Origin of the sequence: Engelhardtia mirabilis, assembly GCF_007748095.1 — a bacterium.
Classification (GTDB): Bacteria; Planctomycetota; UBA1135; order UBA1135.
On sequence record NZ_CP036287.1, the window covers coordinates 425,274 to 441,200 of the forward strand.

At 70.3% G+C, this 15,927-nt stretch carries 11 protein-coding genes; 5 read left to right on the plus strand and 6 right to left on the minus strand.

Annotated features, from left to right (window positions below):
* Positions 1 to 616: 616 nt before the first annotated feature.
* The gene (locus tag Pla133_RS01615) at positions 617 to 1,342 is read right to left on the minus strand and encodes an MOSC domain-containing protein (protein ID WP_145061714.1); all 726 of its coding nucleotides are present in this window, start codon (positions 1,340 to 1,342) and stop codon (positions 617 to 619) included.
* A 108-nt stretch (positions 1,343 to 1,450) separates the two neighbouring features.
* Positions 1,451 to 4,063, minus strand: coding sequence for an FG-GAP repeat domain-containing protein (locus Pla133_RS01620; RefSeq protein ID WP_145061716.1), 2,613 nt, complete (start codon positions 4,061 to 4,063; stop codon positions 1,451 to 1,453).
* A 624-nt stretch (positions 4,064 to 4,687) separates the two neighbouring features.
* On the opposite strand from Pla133_RS01620, the gene Pla133_RS01625 reads away from it, so the two are divergent.
* From Pla133_RS01625 to Pla133_RS01635, 3 genes are all read left to right on the plus strand, one after another.
* Entirely contained in the window at positions 4,688 to 5,377 is a 690-nt protein-coding gene (locus tag Pla133_RS01625; protein WP_145061718.1) for a hypothetical protein, read from the plus strand.
* 9 nt (positions 5,378 to 5,386) lie between these two features.
* The gene (locus Pla133_RS01630; RefSeq protein WP_145061720.1) at positions 5,387 to 6,301 is read left to right on the plus strand and encodes a hypothetical protein; all 915 of its coding nucleotides are present in this window, start codon (positions 5,387 to 5,389) and stop codon (positions 6,299 to 6,301) included.
* Between the two features lie 391 nt (positions 6,302 to 6,692).
* Positions 6,693 to 9,989, plus strand: coding sequence for a hypothetical protein (locus Pla133_RS01635; protein ID WP_145061722.1), 3,297 nt, complete (start codon positions 6,693 to 6,695; stop codon positions 9,987 to 9,989).
* 125 nt (positions 9,990 to 10,114) lie between these two features.
* On the opposite strand, the gene Pla133_RS01640 is transcribed toward Pla133_RS01635, so the two are convergent.
* The 3 genes from Pla133_RS01640 to Pla133_RS01650 form a co-directional block, all read right to left on the minus strand.
* Entirely contained in the window at positions 10,115 to 11,422 is a 1,308-nt protein-coding gene (locus Pla133_RS01640) for a type II toxin-antitoxin system HipA family toxin (protein WP_145061725.1), read from the minus strand.
* A complete protein-coding gene (locus Pla133_RS01645) occupies positions 11,419 to 11,793 on the minus strand; it encodes a helix-turn-helix transcriptional regulator (RefSeq protein WP_145061727.1) in 375 nt (124 codons plus the stop codon). The genes Pla133_RS01640 and Pla133_RS01645 overlap by 4 nt, the downstream gene beginning before the upstream one ends.
* A gap of 118 nt (positions 11,794 to 11,911) precedes the next feature.
* Positions 11,912 to 12,301 (minus strand): hypothetical protein, encoded by a 390-nt coding sequence (locus Pla133_RS01650; protein ID WP_145061729.1) that lies wholly within the window; start codon positions 12,299 to 12,301, stop codon positions 11,912 to 11,914.
* Between the two features lie 74 nt (positions 12,302 to 12,375).
* Between Pla133_RS01650 and Pla133_RS01655 the strand changes: the two genes are divergently transcribed.
* Together Pla133_RS01655 and Pla133_RS01660 are read left to right on the plus strand one after the other, a co-directional pair.
* Positions 12,376 to 12,807: an Rrf2 family transcriptional regulator gene (locus tag Pla133_RS01655; protein WP_145061731.1), complete on the plus strand. Its 432-nt coding sequence runs from the start codon at positions 12,376 to 12,378 to the stop codon at positions 12,805 to 12,807.
* Between the two features lie 622 nt (positions 12,808 to 13,429).
* The gene (locus Pla133_RS01660) at positions 13,430 to 15,028 is read left to right on the plus strand and encodes a M12 family metallo-peptidase (RefSeq protein ID WP_145061733.1); all 1,599 of its coding nucleotides are present in this window, start codon (positions 13,430 to 13,432) and stop codon (positions 15,026 to 15,028) included.
* Positions 15,029 to 15,122: 94 nt separating this feature from the next.
* Here the strand turns inward: Pla133_RS01660 and Pla133_RS01665 are convergent, their stop codons facing one another.
* The gene (locus tag Pla133_RS01665) at positions 15,123 to 15,350 is read right to left on the minus strand and encodes a hypothetical protein (protein WP_145061735.1); all 228 of its coding nucleotides are present in this window, start codon (positions 15,348 to 15,350) and stop codon (positions 15,123 to 15,125) included.
* Positions 15,351 to 15,927: the final 577 nt, after the last annotated feature.

Below are 15,927 nucleotides of genomic sequence, written 5' to 3' on the forward strand. Positions count from 1 at the left end.
CGGGAGCCAGCGCGGACTCGAGCCCTGAAGGGGCCGAGTGTTCGGGCTCCGCGCCCGTGTTCGGTGCAGAGACGGCTGGAGCAGGTCCTCGCCGACTTCGCGCTTCACCCGAGCCTCGAAGTGCGCCACTGCTGCGGTGTGCCGTTGCCGGTCCAAGGCTCAGCCCAAGGCTCGAGCGCCGAGTTGGCCCACGGTCAGGCGTGCGGGCGGTCCGGAGGAGAAGTGGGGGAGGTGGTTGCACGGGAGCTCGACCGGCCGGCGGCGGTCCGGGCCCTGTGCGCCTTGGATCCCGCTTCAAACCGTAGTAGGTGATGAAGGGAACTCGCCGGATCCTTGCCCGAGCGTTGGAGGCGCTCAGGGCAGCAAGAGGCGGTCACGAGCGCTCCGCTGACGGCGACCTGATGTCGGCTCCTGGCGGGAACCGCCAACAGGCACACCAGGGCATCGCCGATCGAAGCCGGTCTGGTCGCCCTGTGTCCGGGAATGCTCGCCCACGTCTATGGACGCTGGACGAGAGCCGCACAAGCGTGATCCTCCGATCCCCGCGATCATCGGCGGCGTTCGTGCGGGCGAAGGGTCGCGTGCCCGAGGTCCGAGAACCGATTCGATCAGAGAATCAGCGCTGCAGCACGATGGCCTGTCCGACGGCCAACTGTCCGACGCGGGTAACCGTGCCATAGACGCCCGCGCAGTTCTCGTTGGCGCGAACACAGGCCTTCATCACCTGGGGCGCGGAACCCGCCCCGTCGGGGTCGAGGTTGACCATCGCGCAGCGCAGGTCGCGCAGGGTGACCGAGACGGCGGGCGCGTCGTCCGTCTCGCCGAAGCCGAGCACGCCGCCGATCCACTGATCCTCCTCGAAGGGCAGCTCGCCCGTCGTGCGCACCAGGATGTTCGGACGAAAGCGACGCACGTCCGCGCTGATGCCGGCCAGCCGTCCGATCTCCCCGACGGTGGACGCGGCGATGACCGAGATGCTCGCCTCGTCGAAGATGCCGTGCTGGAGCTGCATCATCTGCACGGGGGCCCCGTGGCGGCGCGCGATCTCCTCGGCCAGGGCGTCGCTGAACAGGGGGAGCTCTTCGCCGTCGGGGGTGCGGACGTGGGTCGGTAGGCCGTCGGGCTCGGCATCCCTTCGAACGGGGGCGAACGAGATGAGTTCGGGGAGCCTGCCCGCACTCAACCAAGGATTCCCCCCACGCTCGTCCACACGCCGAAGCGCGAGCCGCCGGTCACCCTCGATCCCATGCCAGCCCAGGCTCGCAGTGTCGAGTTGCTCCCCGCCCATGGACTTCACGGGGTAGCGGTAGAGCGCTTCGATCTGTCCGATCTGGATCGTCATCAAGGTTCTTCGTTGGGTCCGCACACACGACAGCGCCGTCCGCCCACAGATGGACGGACGGCACTAACGATGGCTACGCCCGAATCGAACGATTCGAGCGCGTGCCGCTCAGAACCCGTAGTGGATCTCGAGCCCGTTCGTCTGGGTCACGAACCCCGGCGCGGCGAGGTCGACCAGGAAGAACTGGTGCGTGAAGGTGTGTCCCGCCAGGGCGGGGGATACGTTCACCGGGATGTCGATCTGGCCCTGCCCCGGGCCGGAGCCGACAAGGCTCAGGTTGACGACCGCGAGCAGTCCGATCGGATCCACCAGCGACGTCAAGCCGGGCAGGGGGAAGCCCGCCAGCTCGGCGCGGTCGGTGCCGACCGCGAGGGCGGCGATGGTCGCCCCCGGGCCGCGGCGCACGTGCAACGCCGCCTCGGTCGAGCCCACGCGCACCGGACCCGACGCCCCTAGTACAGGCACGGCCCCACCGCTGCCCGGGGTGCCGGCGCCGTACTGCTGGAGCTGGCCGTCGTCGGGCCCGTTGAAGCGCCTCGAGGCGATCAAGGCCGAACCGAGCCCATCCACGTCTCCGTCCTCGTCGATGTCGGCGAAGCCGTGGATGGTGTTGCTCAGGTACTCGATCGAGTCGGCGAATTGGAAGGCCGTGGGTAGACCGGGGTAGACCAGCACCGAGTGGCGTCCCCCGCTGTCGATCGCGCCCACCAGCAGATCGCCGAGGCCGTCGGCGTCGACGTCATCGAGGGCGATGTAGCGCAGGCCCCGCTGATCGAAAGCGAGGTTCACCGGCGCACCGAAACCCGAGGGCGTGCCCGGCAGCACGACCAGGCGCCCGTTGAAGGTCGAGAAGTTCTCGGCGAGCACCAGGTCGATCGCCGGGCTACCTCCCACGTCGCCGGCCAACACCGGCAGAGCAACGCTGGCGCCCGAGAACAGCTGGGTCGTCACGAGGCTCGGCCCAGGCTGGGGATCGACGAGCCACAGGCCGGAAGGGCTGGTGCCAGCGATCAGCAGCTCGTCCTGGCCATCGAGGTCGACATCGAGCACCTGATAGTTCGGAGAGAAGAACGCGCCCGTCGGAATGCCTGTCACCGCCAGCGGCGTCGGGAGGCCGAAGGTGCCATCGGGGAGCTGGGCCCAGACCTCTTGGTTGACCACGAGGTCGAGGTCGCCGTCCCCATCGGCGTCGAAGGCGACGATGCGGGTCAGGTTGGACGCGCCCAGGTCGACGCCCTTCGGCAGGGCGCTGCCTTGGTCGGTGAAGCCACCGAGTCCGTCGTCGAGCATCAGGTGGGCGCTGTCGAAGGCGTTGAAGGGGAACAGGGGGCTCGGCCCGAAGACCCGCACCAGGTAGTCGAGGCTGCCGTTGCCGTCGAAGTCCCCGGCGGCGCTGATCGACGAGTAGAAGTAGTCGGCGGGCAGCGGCGGGAAGACCGACTCGTAGGTGATGTGCCCGGCGCCGTCGTTGACGCCCCAGGCCGAGCCGAGCGGCACGTCCACGTCGCCGTCACCCTCCCAATCGCGAACCGGAACCGCGGGAGCGATGCTCGGCCCGCCCGACAGCCCGCCGGGGTAGAGGGTCCCGAAGGTCCCGTCGCCGAAGATCATGTGGGCCGGCGCGCCGAAGTCGAGCAAGCCGTCCCCGTCGAAGTCGGCCACGCCCGCGCCGTTGCCGGTGAAGGGCACCGCGACCGTGTGGTTCACGGGGAAGCTGAAGCCGCCCACGTTCTCGAGTTGGTGCAACTTCACGCCGTTGATGGCGGCGATGTCGTTCGCGAACAGGTCGAGGTCCCCGTCCCCGTCCCAGTCGGCCAGGAAGCCGCGGTAGGAAACCCCGTCCTGCACGACGCTCGTGGGGTGTTCGACCAGGCCCGTGGGCGTCTGCTCGAGGGCGATGACGCGGGTCTGGTTGCCCCCCAGGTCGTCCCAGGTCAGCAGGTCGCGATCGCCATCCCCGTCGAGGTCGCCCGCGGCGAGGTTCAGGTAGCTGCCGGCAGAGTGGGCCGTCGTGATCGTGAAGCCGAAGGAGAGCAGCCCACCCGGCGCGGTGAAGAAGACGTCGAGGCGGTTCTCGGAAGCCATGATCTGGTCGGCCAGACCGTCGCCATTCACGTCGAGGATCGCGTGGTCGTTCGCGCCGAAGCTGTAGTCGCCGGTGGCTTCGTCAAGAAGCACGGGCGTGCCACCGGACGCGTCGATCCAGCCCACCGCGTAGGTGGGGAAGGCCTGGCCACCGAAGAAGGCCAACTCGGGCTCGGGGTCGAGGTCGATATTGAGCGCTTCCAAGTTGGCGACCGAGCCGGTGGTCGCCACGAAGGTTCCGGGCCCGTAGCCGGAGGGTGTGCCGAGGTAGACCATCACCCCAGAGGGGTTCTGGAAGTCGCCGATCCCGACGGCCAAGTCCAGGCGCCCGTCACCGTCGAAGTCCGCGAAGACCTTGGGCGAGTAGACGTTGGTGGTGGGCAGGTCGAGGGAGGGTCCGGTGGTGAAACCGGCGGCTCCGTCGTTCACGGCCCAGGTTAGGTCGCCGACGAACTGACCGAGCAGATCCTCGTCGCCATCCCCGTCGAAGTCCGCGTGGTCGACGTAGAAGCCGGCAGCGAGGGCCTCGAGCCGAAGGGGAGCGTCGAAGAGGCGTTGTGCTGACGCCGGAAGGACGAGGGAGCCGAAGGCGAGGAGTGGGGCGGTGACCCGGAAGATGGGAGGGAAAACATTCACGTGTGGAGTCTCCTGAAGCGGAACGAGGGAGTCGAGTCGTCACGGGGAAGCGAAGGCAAAGCTAGCACCGAAAGTGAATCTCCAGGGCACTCGCTAGAGCTTCGACAGATGGCTTACGTCCCGTGTGGCATGGGGCGGCCTCGGCTCCGACGTGGGCAGCGCCGGGATCCTGCGAGCGGGGCCGCCGTCGAACGCGATCGAGGGCCACGGCCTGCCTGCCCGCGGCGGGTACGGCTGATTCGGTCAGCGCCTCGGGAGTGGCGTCCGCCATTGGAATCCCACACGCGAGGAGGTGGCTTCAGCAGTTCGCCGTTGGGCCGGTAGGGGCCGGGAAGCGCCCACTAGGGGTGCAAGAGAGGCACGGAACCGTCGTCGGCGTGGCGTGCGACCCGAGCGGGTACCGCCAGCGGACACGATGCACCCACAGGCCGCGGATCCAGGTGAGGGCCGCGGGTCGGAAGTCCTCCCGCTCGCCCGAGCCGGCGATCCAAGTGGTCGCCCTCCAGCGATGGATGGCGCAGCTCAAATCGGCCGATCTGCAACTTCGTAGCCCTCTACTCCGACCTCACGGAAGATTCGGCCCAGGCCTCGCTCGCGCTAGCCTGAGGCCCGCCCCCCCTCGCCATGCCGTCGCCCCGTCCAGCCGATCGCTCGGGCCTGCTCGAGTCCGCGTTCAAGCCGAACGCCGATGCCTCGTGGATCTGGACCCTGGCCCAGCGCGAGCCGGGGCAGGTCGCGCAGCGGCTGGCCGAGCACGACTCGATTCACCTCCAGGCGGGCACGGCCCTACGCCTGCGCGAGCGCTTCCAGATCCTCGACAGCGAGCGCGTCTTTCGCAAGGCGTGCGTGCTGGTGGCGCTGGGCGCCGCGGAGACCAGCGGCGATCCCCCGCCCGAGGAGTCGATGCGCGCCTGGTTCGAAGAGCGCATCGACGACGCGGTGCGCGACTGCCTGGACGCCGACGAGATGGCGCAGCGTGACGGTCTCCCCTGCGCCGAGGATCTGGCCCACTACGAGTTCTTCACCAAGACCTGCTTCGTCATCCCCGAGAACAGCCTCTTCGTCTCGCTCAACTTCAATCGCCTGCCCGAGGACTGCCGACGCAGCTTCTTCGCGCTGTTCATCGACCACTGCTCGGTCGCGGAGGCGCTCGAGATGGGGCTCGGGCCCGAAGACCGACTGCGCGACAACGCGCGGCGTGCCTTGGACGCAGCGGCGGGCATCGATCCCAGAGCCCCGAGCTGGCGCGACGTGCAAGACGATACTATCGGCCCGTGGTGGGCCCAGGAGGACGCCTTCGACGGCGCACCGTAGGCGATCGCGATGACATCCCCCGAACACAGCATCAGCCCGGAACTCCGCGAGCTGCTCGGCGACATCGGCCAGCAGCGCGAGTCGGTGTTGTTCAGCTTGAGCCGAAACGATCTCCACAAGGTCGTCGATCGTCCGGACCGTGCGGGAATCGATCGCACCGTGGGGAGGTTCAGCTCGGCCGAGCGCGAGCTGCTCGACGGCTATCGGCACGAAGTAGCGCGCTTGATCACGGACCGCACGGTGGCGGCGCTCCTGGACGGCACCTTCGAATCAGCGCGGGTCTACGCCGTGCCCGGCGACCGCGCGGCGACCCTCGACCGGTCGCAAGTGGAGGCGCGCGCCGAGGCACTCTCGACCCATGCCCCCGATGAGTTGGCCCAGTGCCTGCGACGCTTCTCGTCCTCAGCCGGCGAGTCCTACACCGAGCTCCAGGCGCAAGCGGTGCGCCTCGTGCCCTCGGGGCGGAACCGGTATCACTTGGCGGACGTCCTGCTGCTGAGTGGTTTCGAGACCTCGAGTACTCGGATCCTCATGAACCTCGTGGCGGAAGCCCCGAAAACGAGGATGGGTTCGGTCGCGGCAGAGTTCGCGGCCGGAATTGCGGCCGATGCGGGAGCGACCCTCGCTGCTTGCCACCTCTACAAGACGTCGACGTCGTTCGACGCGACTAGGTCGGTTCCTTGCGTGGGTTGGTTATTCCAAGCCGTGAAGTTGAGCGACCAAGTTGAGGCCGAGAGCGCCCTATCCGTTCTTGGCGGGGTAGGCGACGCAGACGTGGACGCAGTCGGACAGCAGCTTCAGTGGCGTCGAGACGCCCGAGACCGAGGCGAGTGGAGCCCATCGGAACCGTCGCGCATTCTCAGCGACAGGCTGCGAAGGGGTGCGTCAGCGATCGCCGAGGAGGTGTTCGATGTCTTCGTCTAGGATCGTTGCGCTAGCGGTGCTTGGGATCACCCTATCCATGATGGCCTCCTCTTCGGCGCAGGGAAGCGGACACACCCCCCCCCAGCAATCAATCGGCGGCCCCCATCGCGACATCGGTCAAGTGCAGCCGATTGCTCCGCCGGGCGCAGGTGGGTCTGGGGGTCGCTCTGGGTCGGGATCCGGCGCTGGGGCCGGATCTGGTTCCGGCCCCGTTCTGGTGGTGAGCAAGGTGCCGCCGATCACGCCGCCGGTTCCGCCCGGTTCTTGAAGCCCGCCCGGTTCTTGAAGCCCGCCCGGTTCTTGAAGCACCGCGCGAGCGGCTTGAGCCACAGCGCGAGCAGGCGGTCGTTCGGTCGAGGCCAAGGTCCAACACCGCGGGGATGAACGTCCGTTGAGAGCTTTCTGTGCCACTCTGTTCGCCTTAATCGCCCTGGTGGCGGTCGTGTGGCTCGCTTCGACGGCGAACGAAGGTTCCCACGCTGGTCATGGCGTCGCGTTCGAGCTGAACGGCGCCCCCGATGCCGAATCGACGAGCGGCCCGGCCCTCGATGCCGCCGCGCATGGCGCCCAGGATCCGACCTCGATTGCCGCGGGTAGCGAACCCCAGGCCGACGGCCAACTGCGAAGGCCGATCGCGTCCGATCCGGTCGGGGCCGGCCTGCGAGTGGTCGACGAGGACGGCGCGCCCATCGACGGCGCGACCGTGCGCTTCACCCCGTGGCACCCGCAGCACTGGGCGCTCGGGACCGGCGCGGCTCTGCCCGCGACAGCCGACCTCGAGTCGGCCACGGAGCTTCGAACGACCGACGAGGGCGGCTCGTGCGACGCTCCCAGCGGCAATCCGATCTACGGGTCGGCCTACTTCGGGTCCGTGGTCTGGGCTGCACGGCCCGGCTCCCGAGTCGCCGGCCGCACCGCGCCCTACCAGGACAGCTCGCCCCTGTTCGACGGTGAGCTGACCCTCGAGCGAGCGCCGCCCGCCGTCGCAACGGTCGTCGACGGCGGCCTGCAGCCCGTCCCCGACGCGCGAATCGAAGTCCGACTCCCCGCCATCACGACCCTCGGCACCGCCGATCGGCCGCGCCTCGTCCACGCGCGGTCCATGTTCCACTGGCTCGGGCAGAGCGGCCCGACCGGCGACTGCGAGCTGCCCGCGGCACCGCTCGACGACTCGGGCCTGCCGGACCTCGTGTTGGTCCGCGCGGTCCACGGCGGGTCCCTCTCCGGTTGGACCGCGGTGCGGCCGGGGGACCAGGTCACCCTCACGCTGGAAGCCGCCTTCGAACTCCAGGGGCTGGCCCCCGGTTCGCAAGACTGGCTCGGCGAGTACGCCACTCCCCCCGCCGTCGTCGTCGATTGCGACACGGGCGCGGGCTGGGAGCGGCTGACGACTTGCGCGCTGCGTCCCGACACGAGCTTCGGGCCCTTCCAGGTGCCATTCAGGGAGGGCGCCGCCTACCGCGTGTGGCTCGACGGCGACACGTGCGAGCCCGCGGAGGCGCGACTGACGAACGTGAGGCCCGGCACGCAACGGTCGATCACGCTCGAGGCGACCCTCGGCTGGCCGTTGTGGATCCAGGTGCTCGCGCGGGCCACGGGCGAGGCCCTGCTCGACGGGGACGTCAGCTTCGAGTGGCGAGGCGCCGGCGGTCGGATGGAGCGTCGGGCCTGGCTCGACGAACTCGACGGCTCGCGGTTGCACGTCGCCCGGGGCCTGCCGGAGTCGGTCCCCCTGACCGTGACGGTGCACGCCGCGGGCTACGCCGCCGCGACCCTGGACGGACTCGAGCTCCCGGCCAGCGCCTCCCAGGTCCACCAGCTCTCGCTCGACTCGGCCGCGCCCCTGCACGGTCGCGTGACGGGTCTCGATCCGCTGCCGGCCGCCATCGACCTGCTGGTCGGCCGCCACGACGCCAGGCCGGCCGTGCGACACCGCGTCGAACTCCGACCCGACGGGACCTTCGACGCCGCCGAGGCTCCCGTCGGAGAGCTCTGGTGCGCCGCCGTCACCCCGGCGGGCGGACGCTCCACGATCGCGAACGTCGGCGAGGTCCGCTTCGCCGACCTCGCCTTCGCCGACCGCATGGCGCTTGCGGGCACCGTCGTCGATCGGGAGACCGGCGTGCCGATCGACGAGGCGTGGGTCGTTCCCGCGCTGCTCGTCGGCGAGCGCAGCGTGCCCGCCGGTCGAGCGGCCCCCGTCGACGCGACCGGACGCTTCCGGATCGACTTCGGCCCGACTTCCACCGATGGCGTGGCGGTTCTGGTCGAAGCGCCGGGCTACTCGTCGGCGACCCGGGTCGTCGCGTCCAGCGCTGCACCCTTCGACCTCGGGCAGGTGCGCCTGGCGCCAGCCATCGGCGCCGTCCTGGTCTTCGAATCCGAGCTCGGCCGATCGATCCCCCGAGCGTCTTTCCGCGCGGATGGACCGTCGGTGGTCGAGCAGCGCCTGCTCGACGACACGGGGCGAGTGGAACTCGGCGACGTCGCCCTGGGCAGCTACCAGGCAACCCTCGAGGTCCCCGGCGAAGACCTCGCCAGGGGGATCAGCTTCGATGTCCGCAGGGACGACGACCAGATCCGGGTCCCCCTGGATGGCCCGGGGTCGATCGGGGTCGCGTTGCCCTCCGCGGGCACGTCGAGCGGCCGATGGCGCTGCGAGTTGAGCGCCGCGACGTCGAGGTTCGGTTTGATCCTGCAGCGCCACGTCGCGGCATCCGCGACCGCGGTCGAGTTCACCGGCCTCCCGCTGCTCGACTGGCGCGTCGACCTCGTCGACGAGGACTCCGGTTCGATCGTCGACTCGACCGCGGCGCCCCTTTCGGAGGCCGCTCCCCACGCCGACGTCAGCCTGTCCGCGTCTGCGGCGGCCTTCTGGATCCGCGTGGTCGACGCGAGCGGTGCACCGGTCGCCGGCGCCAGGGTCGTCGGACGCGACGCCTTGGCGACCAGTGCCTGGTTCCAAGCCCAAACCGACGTCAACGGACTCGCTGTCTACCGCGCCGAAGTGCCGGACGACCTCGTGCTCGACGTCGTGGGCCCCGCGGGCGGCTCGGCCCTCGCGACACCGGCGGGGCCCGACGCTCGAGCGCTGCACACGGCCTCCGAAGACCCGTTCGTCGTGCCGCTGCAGTCGAACTGCACCGCCGCCGTGCGCCTGACTGGCGTCGACGGCGAGCCACTCGAGGGAATCGAGGTCCAGTTCTTCACGGAGACCCGCACCGATCGCCTGGGCCCGCCGGTCCAGAGCGACTTGGACGGTCTCGCGAGACTCGAGGGCGTCGGCGCGGGGCGGACCCACATCGTCGTCGAGGACGCACGCTTCGTCCCGGCCCTGTGGCGCGCGACCGCCGCGCCCGAGCCCGAGGTCGCGCAGTTGACGCTCTATCGACGCTCGCCGCTCACCGTGCGCGTCCTCGACGCGGAGCTCGAGCCCGTGCCCGCGGCGACGATCTCGACGCGCTTCGAGCCCTTCGGCACCCACGCCCTCGAGGCCTTCGATTGGTACGGCATGCACTCGAGCCCCGAGGGCTACGTCACCGGCGCCGACGGAATCTGCGCCATCTCAGGCGTGCCCGAGGGGGAGCTGCGCTTGACGGTCACGGCCGGTGCAGCCGTCGCGGAGTTCGACGTGCAGGCGAGGCCGGGGGAGACGGGGGCCATCGATCTCGTGGTGCAAGGCGACTGATTCGCTTGGTCGCCGAGCGCGTGCCCACGCGGACGTCAACGGCTGCGACCAGTGGCGTTCGTCGCGGTGTTCGCGTCGAGCCTGCCCGAGGGGGTCACTGCGGCGGCCAGCGCGGATCCTGGTGGCTAGCCCTCCGCCCATCGCAGTCGATGGGTGGCCCCGATCGCCGCCACCCGGTCCTCGGGAACCCCCGCGGTCGCCGCGTGCTCGGGCCAGGCGCGCACGGCCTCGATCGTCGCGTCGAGGATCCGCCGCGCGCGACCTCGCACCAGGCCGGCGCTGCGCTCGGCCGCGGTCAGGTCGGCGAGGGTGAAGTCGTCCCGCTTTCCCGCGAGCGACATCTGGTGGCGGCCCGTCCATGTGCCGTTCGGGTTGTAGGCGTAGGTCACGTCGAAGGCGGGGGCGAGGCTCCAGCGTCCGCGGCGGTCCATCAGGAAGGCGACGTTCTTGGTGTGGTCGTCCTGGTTGCGCGCGACGACGTTGAACACGGCGCGGCGCAAGAGTTGCTCGACCTCCGCGGCGCCCAGGCCGATCCGCCGCGCCACGTCGAAGGCCTGCTCCCAGGCGTGGGCGCCAGGCAGGTTGAAGTCCAGGTGGGCCAGGGCGCACAGGGACTGCATGTGGAGCTTGGCGCCGCGCTCGGTGCGATCGAAGCGGCGCGTGGCGAAGTGCGCGCGCCCGCCCTCGATCAACAGGCGGCACTCGCTCATGGGCACACCCGCCGCGACGGCCATGCGGTGGTAGGCGTATTCGATGCGGCCGTAGCCGAGGGGCACGTCGATCTCCCGATCGGTGTCGCCGACGACGCCGTCGAGCTTGAGCAGCCAGTGGGAGAAGCCCTCCGGCGCATCGAGTTGGCCCGAGCGAACCTCGTTCGTGTCCGGGTTCCAGGCGATCACGGCCTTGGCCCGCGCGCCGCCGGCGGAGGTGCCGACGCGCAAGAGGTCGTGCACGGCGTCGGTGCGCTCGGCGTCCGCGAAGGAGGCGGCGAAGCGCGCGCGGTCGGACACCACGGCGCTGGCCAGGTCGACCAGGGCAGCGACGTCGAGGGCGGTCGTCCGCCGCCGCGGCTCGAGGATCGCCGGTGCGAACTCCAGGGCTCCCATCCCGCGCGCGCCGACGTAGCACAGGCGTTGGACCGGATCGAAGGACGCCTGGTCGCGGCCCTTCGCCGCCAGCCAGGCGTCGATCAGCGCGTTGCCGAAGCGGTCGGGCAGGGAGTCGGCCAAGAGGCCGGGCAGGCCGTGGAAGCACTCGCGCCCGAGCCCGGGGAAGCTGAACAGGTCGCGGCCCAGGGGCATGGTCAGCGGCGCGACCTCGATCCCGCTGCGGGCGAAGTCGGGGTCGTACTCGAAGCGCCCGACCGACCGCTCGGCGTCCCACGACACCGCGCCGATGCGGCTGCCCCACAACTCGACGGCGGCCGTGGTCATCCCTCGGAGGACTCCCCGTCTGCGGGTTCCTCGTCGCCCCAGCGCCAGGGCTCGTCGCCGCTGCCCGCGCGCGGCCCGCTCGCCCGCCGGCGACGGCGGCCCTCGCGCTGGAGTCGATCGAGGGGGCGGTCCTCGACCGCCGGCGCGAGGTCGGCCAGGCCCTCGCCGAGGCCGAGTGCGTCGAGGATGCGGATCAGGTTGGTGAGCTGGGTCGAGCGCCCCGCCTCGAGGCGCTTGACCGTGGCCAGGGAGACGCCCGCCGCCTCGGCCAGGGCCGCCTGGGTGAGGTTGCGAGCCAAGCGCAGGGCAGCCAGGCGGTGGCCGAGCTCGGCGATGGCGGCAGCGGGTTGGGGGGCGCGATTTTGAGCCATTGGGTTCTCAGGGAGAGCTTGTAGCTCAGAATCGACACTTTTGGCGCCCGGGGCGCAGTTTTTGGAAGCGTGGGTGCAAAAGTGGTCTCTTGGATGGCTCGCGTGTCCTTAGGGCGCATTATTGAGCCCTTGGCGGCGCGAAGCCACCGAGGTCGATGAACACGAAGTCGCCCAGGTCGAAGAGCCCGCCCACCAAGCAGGCCAGGTAGACGGCGCTGCGGTTCGCGCGCCAGACGAGAAGCGCGCACACGAACGTCACCAGGCCGGCCCAACCCAGGTTGAACCCGTGCTGGCAGAGCACGGCCCCGACAGCATCCGGATAGTCGAGCTCGAGGGTCGAGAGTTCGACCTTCGACGTGATGGCGTGGAAGGCCTCGGCGGTGCGGCCGGTGACGACACCCTTCACGGTCATCACCCCCGCCAGCAGGTGCACGAGCCCCCAGATGACCCACAGGACAGCGGAGATTCGAAGCAGGACGTTGGCACGCCGCTCGGTGGCTGCGGTCATGGTTGGTCGGCGGCGGGGAACGGGAAGGCCGAGAGGGGTGAGCATCCCGTGCGCGAGCACAGGGAACGGTCGCCGTGCGGCGAGCCACTCACGTCGGAGGTCCTCGCGCGGACGCACGGCACGAGTCCGGTGGTTCTGCGTCGCGTGCTCGCCAAGCTCAATCGAGGGGGCTGATCGAGACCCGCTCCGGCGCGGGAGGGGGTAGCGTCCTCGCGCGGCCACCGGGGAAGATTCGCCTCCGCGAGGCCTACGACGCCGTCAACGGACAGGAGGGCCTGCTCGCGCGGCATCCCGCAAGCACCTGCGACGGCATCGCCGAGATCGTCGGCGAGTACGTGAACGAGTTGTCCGATGAGGCCGAGCGCGCCCTGCTCGCGCGGCTCGACGGCGTCACGGTGGCCGAGATGGACCGTGTCGTCCGCCGCCGGATCCTGAACAGGCGACGCGGGGCGTCGGTGCGAGGCAACGCTGCGCCAGGCGGCAGATCCAAGAGCAAGAAGCGTTGAGCGCTCACGGAACTCGGCCTCGCAACCGGACATTGCGATCCGGGATCGCCCAGGCGCGTCTTGCGCGCAGAAGCAGATCGAGGCGGCGCAAGGGTGCACGGCACGGCCCTCGTCGGCTGCGACCCGAGGGTGATCGATCGGCCCCGCGCAGCCCGCTCGCCCGAGAACTGGCGCGTGTGCACAGATCAGACGCGGCTCACTCAGCGGATGTCAGGGTCCCGTGACTTCGCTGGGCCCGCCGTTCGAAGGGCGCGCCGGCACTCGTGAACGCGACGCTGCGGCGCCGAAACCGTGGATCGAGGGCGTTGTCGTGCGGGGCAGGTTGTTCGCGGCCACGCTGGAGCGGGCCATCCAGCCTCACCGCGACGACCAATGGGTGGGAATCACCGACCCGAGCTGAGTCGGCGACCGTTCGCCGTTGGAACCGAGAGTCACACCGGCGTGTCTGAATCGCAGGGCCTGACTCCCTGAGCCGTGCGTCCCTTCCCCTCGGGAATCGCTCGGCTGCTCGACTTCGGCGGGCTCCGGCGACCCCCCGCTCCCGGACACGAGGCTTGCCTCCCCGTCTCGCGAACCGCGACCCGACTCCATCGGGCGCGCATCCCCCGACCCCACCTTCTCGATGATTCGAAGCACGCTCTTCGCGTCGCTGCTGGCCACCTCCGTGGCCGTTCCGGCGCTCGCCCAGTCCTCCACGCCCTTCGCCGATGGTTCGCTCTCGGCCCAGGCGGTCAGCGATTCGCTCGGGCTGCGCCAGGCCGCCCTGGTCCAAGTCAGCCTCGCCGGCACGCCCGGAGGTCCGACCCGAGTCCAGTTCGAGTACGAGGGCGCCGACCAACTGCTCGAGCTCTACCCGCACTCGGTCCGCGCCGACGGCTTCCGCCTGATCGAGCAGCGCGCCGGCGGCGAGTACGTCGACGTGGCCAGCCAGGCGCCGGTGACCTACCGCGGTGAGGCCCCGACCATGCCGGGTGTCCAGGTCGCGGCGAGCTGGCTCGAGGACGGCATGCACGCGCGGATCCTGCTTCCGGGCGGCGAGAGCCTGTGGCTCGAGCCCCTCGAGGGCCGCGTGGCCGGGGCGAGCTACTTCGACTACGCCCTCTACCGCGACGCCGACGTGGTGGGCCAGGACGGACACGTCTGCGGCGTCGGACCCGACGAGCCGCACCGCCATCCCCTGGCCCAACCGCCCTTTGGCGGTGCTGCGAAGGGTCAGAGCCAGACCATCGGCGGCTCGCCGCTGCTGCCCGCCATGGGCGGCTTCAAGGTGGCTGAGCTCGGGGTCGACACGGACTTCGAGTACTTCCAGGACTACGGCTCGACCAACGCCACCCAGAACCAGATCGAGTCGGTGATCAACTCGATGAACGCCCAGTACGAGAGTGAGGTCGGCATTACCCACGCGATCACGACCATCATCGTGCGGACGACGTCGAACGATCCCTACACGACGAGCAGCCCGAGCACCTTCCTGAGCCAGTTCCGCAGCCACTGGCAGAGCCAGCAGCAGAGCATCCAACGGGACGTCGCCCACCTGTTCACGGGCAAGAACCTGACCAGCTCGACGATCGGCATCGCCTACCTGAGCGGCCTGTGCGGCAGCTTTGGCTACGGCCTGGTGCAGTCCGACTGCTGCGGTTCCTTCGCCTCGAAGACGGATCTCTCGGCCCACGAGCTCGGTCACAACTGGAGCGCCAACCACTGCTCCTGCACGGGCTTCACGATGAACGCGTTCCTGACCTCGGCGAACAAGTTCAACCCGAGCGCCACGATCCCCGGGATCGTCGCCTTCTCGAACCAGCTCGGTTGCCTCGGGACCGGCCCGGGCACCGGCGGCTCGATCTGCGAGAGCGACGCCTTCGGCGTCGGCGCCTCCGCCGCCAACATCGGCAATCTCTTCAGCAGCAGTGACCCCGAGATCGGCAACGAGTGGATCGCGAGCTTCAACGGCTTCAACGGCTTCTCGAACGGCCTGTTGATCGTCGCCCTGAACCAGGCCTCCCTGCCCTTCGGTGACGGCACGGTCCTGATCGACTACACCAATCCGGCCACGACGATCCCCGTCTCGACCTTCTTCGGCGCCGGCGCGGGGGTCATCTCCCTGCCCGACAACCCCGCCCTGGTCGGCCAGCAGGCCTTCGCCCAGGTCGGCATTCTCGACGGACAGTTCGCGGGCGGCTTCGCCTTCTCGAATGGCTTGGCCGTGACGCTCTGCGACTGAGCGTGGCTCGGGTCGCGCGCACTTGACGCGCGAGGCGACCAATCGGGGCCGGTCGCGATCCTGGATCGCGGCCGGCCCCGTCGCGTTCGGCGGCTCACAGCGCCTCGACGTCAGTCCCTCGGCTGCGGGTCGCAGTGCCGGAGTGGAGAGCGTCGGCCTCCCTCCAGCGCCGCGCGTCGGGTCCGTGAAACGACGCCAGCCGGCCGCCCGCGGGTCCGCTGCCGGGGCCGAGTTCGATGCGCTGGTCCGCCGCGACGATCAGCGGCGTGCGGTGTTCGGCGGCGACGATCAGGTGCCCCAGCTCGGCCAGTCGGACGAACACGCGCGCCACGCGACGCAGGTCGGACTCGTGCAGGCCGGTCGACGGCGGCGACCAGCTCCTCGCGCGGCTCGAAGCGCGCCTCGAGATCCTCCCCCGCGGGTCGCTCGCCCGCGGGGCGCTCCGCTCGAGTCCTGCGCCGCGCCTCACCACGCCAGCGCTTGGCCGCCAAGTTGCGCGCGAACCGGGCCAGCCAGCCGCGCAGCCGGCGGCCTTGATGGGGCACCGCTGGTGAGGGAGACGCTCCGGCGCACGCTGCCACACCTCCTGGGCCAGGTCGTCCGCATCCTCCCCGACGAGGTGGATAGCCAGCCGCCCCAGGAAGGCCTGGTGGACGAGCCGCTCCTGCGCGATTGTGGGGTCTTGGTGCGGCATCCGACGCGGTCCGGCAAGAAGAACACCTCGACGAGCCGATCGGATTCAGGTGTCCGTCTTAGGACCGATGTTGACGCACGCCGCGCGATCGCGAATCCGCGACCCCCAGTTGGGAAGAGAGGCGCTACGGTCGTAGCCGATTGGCCGGATCGGCCACGCGGCGCCCGACCGGCGCGCACGGGAGGCTATCGGAAGCGGTCGGCGG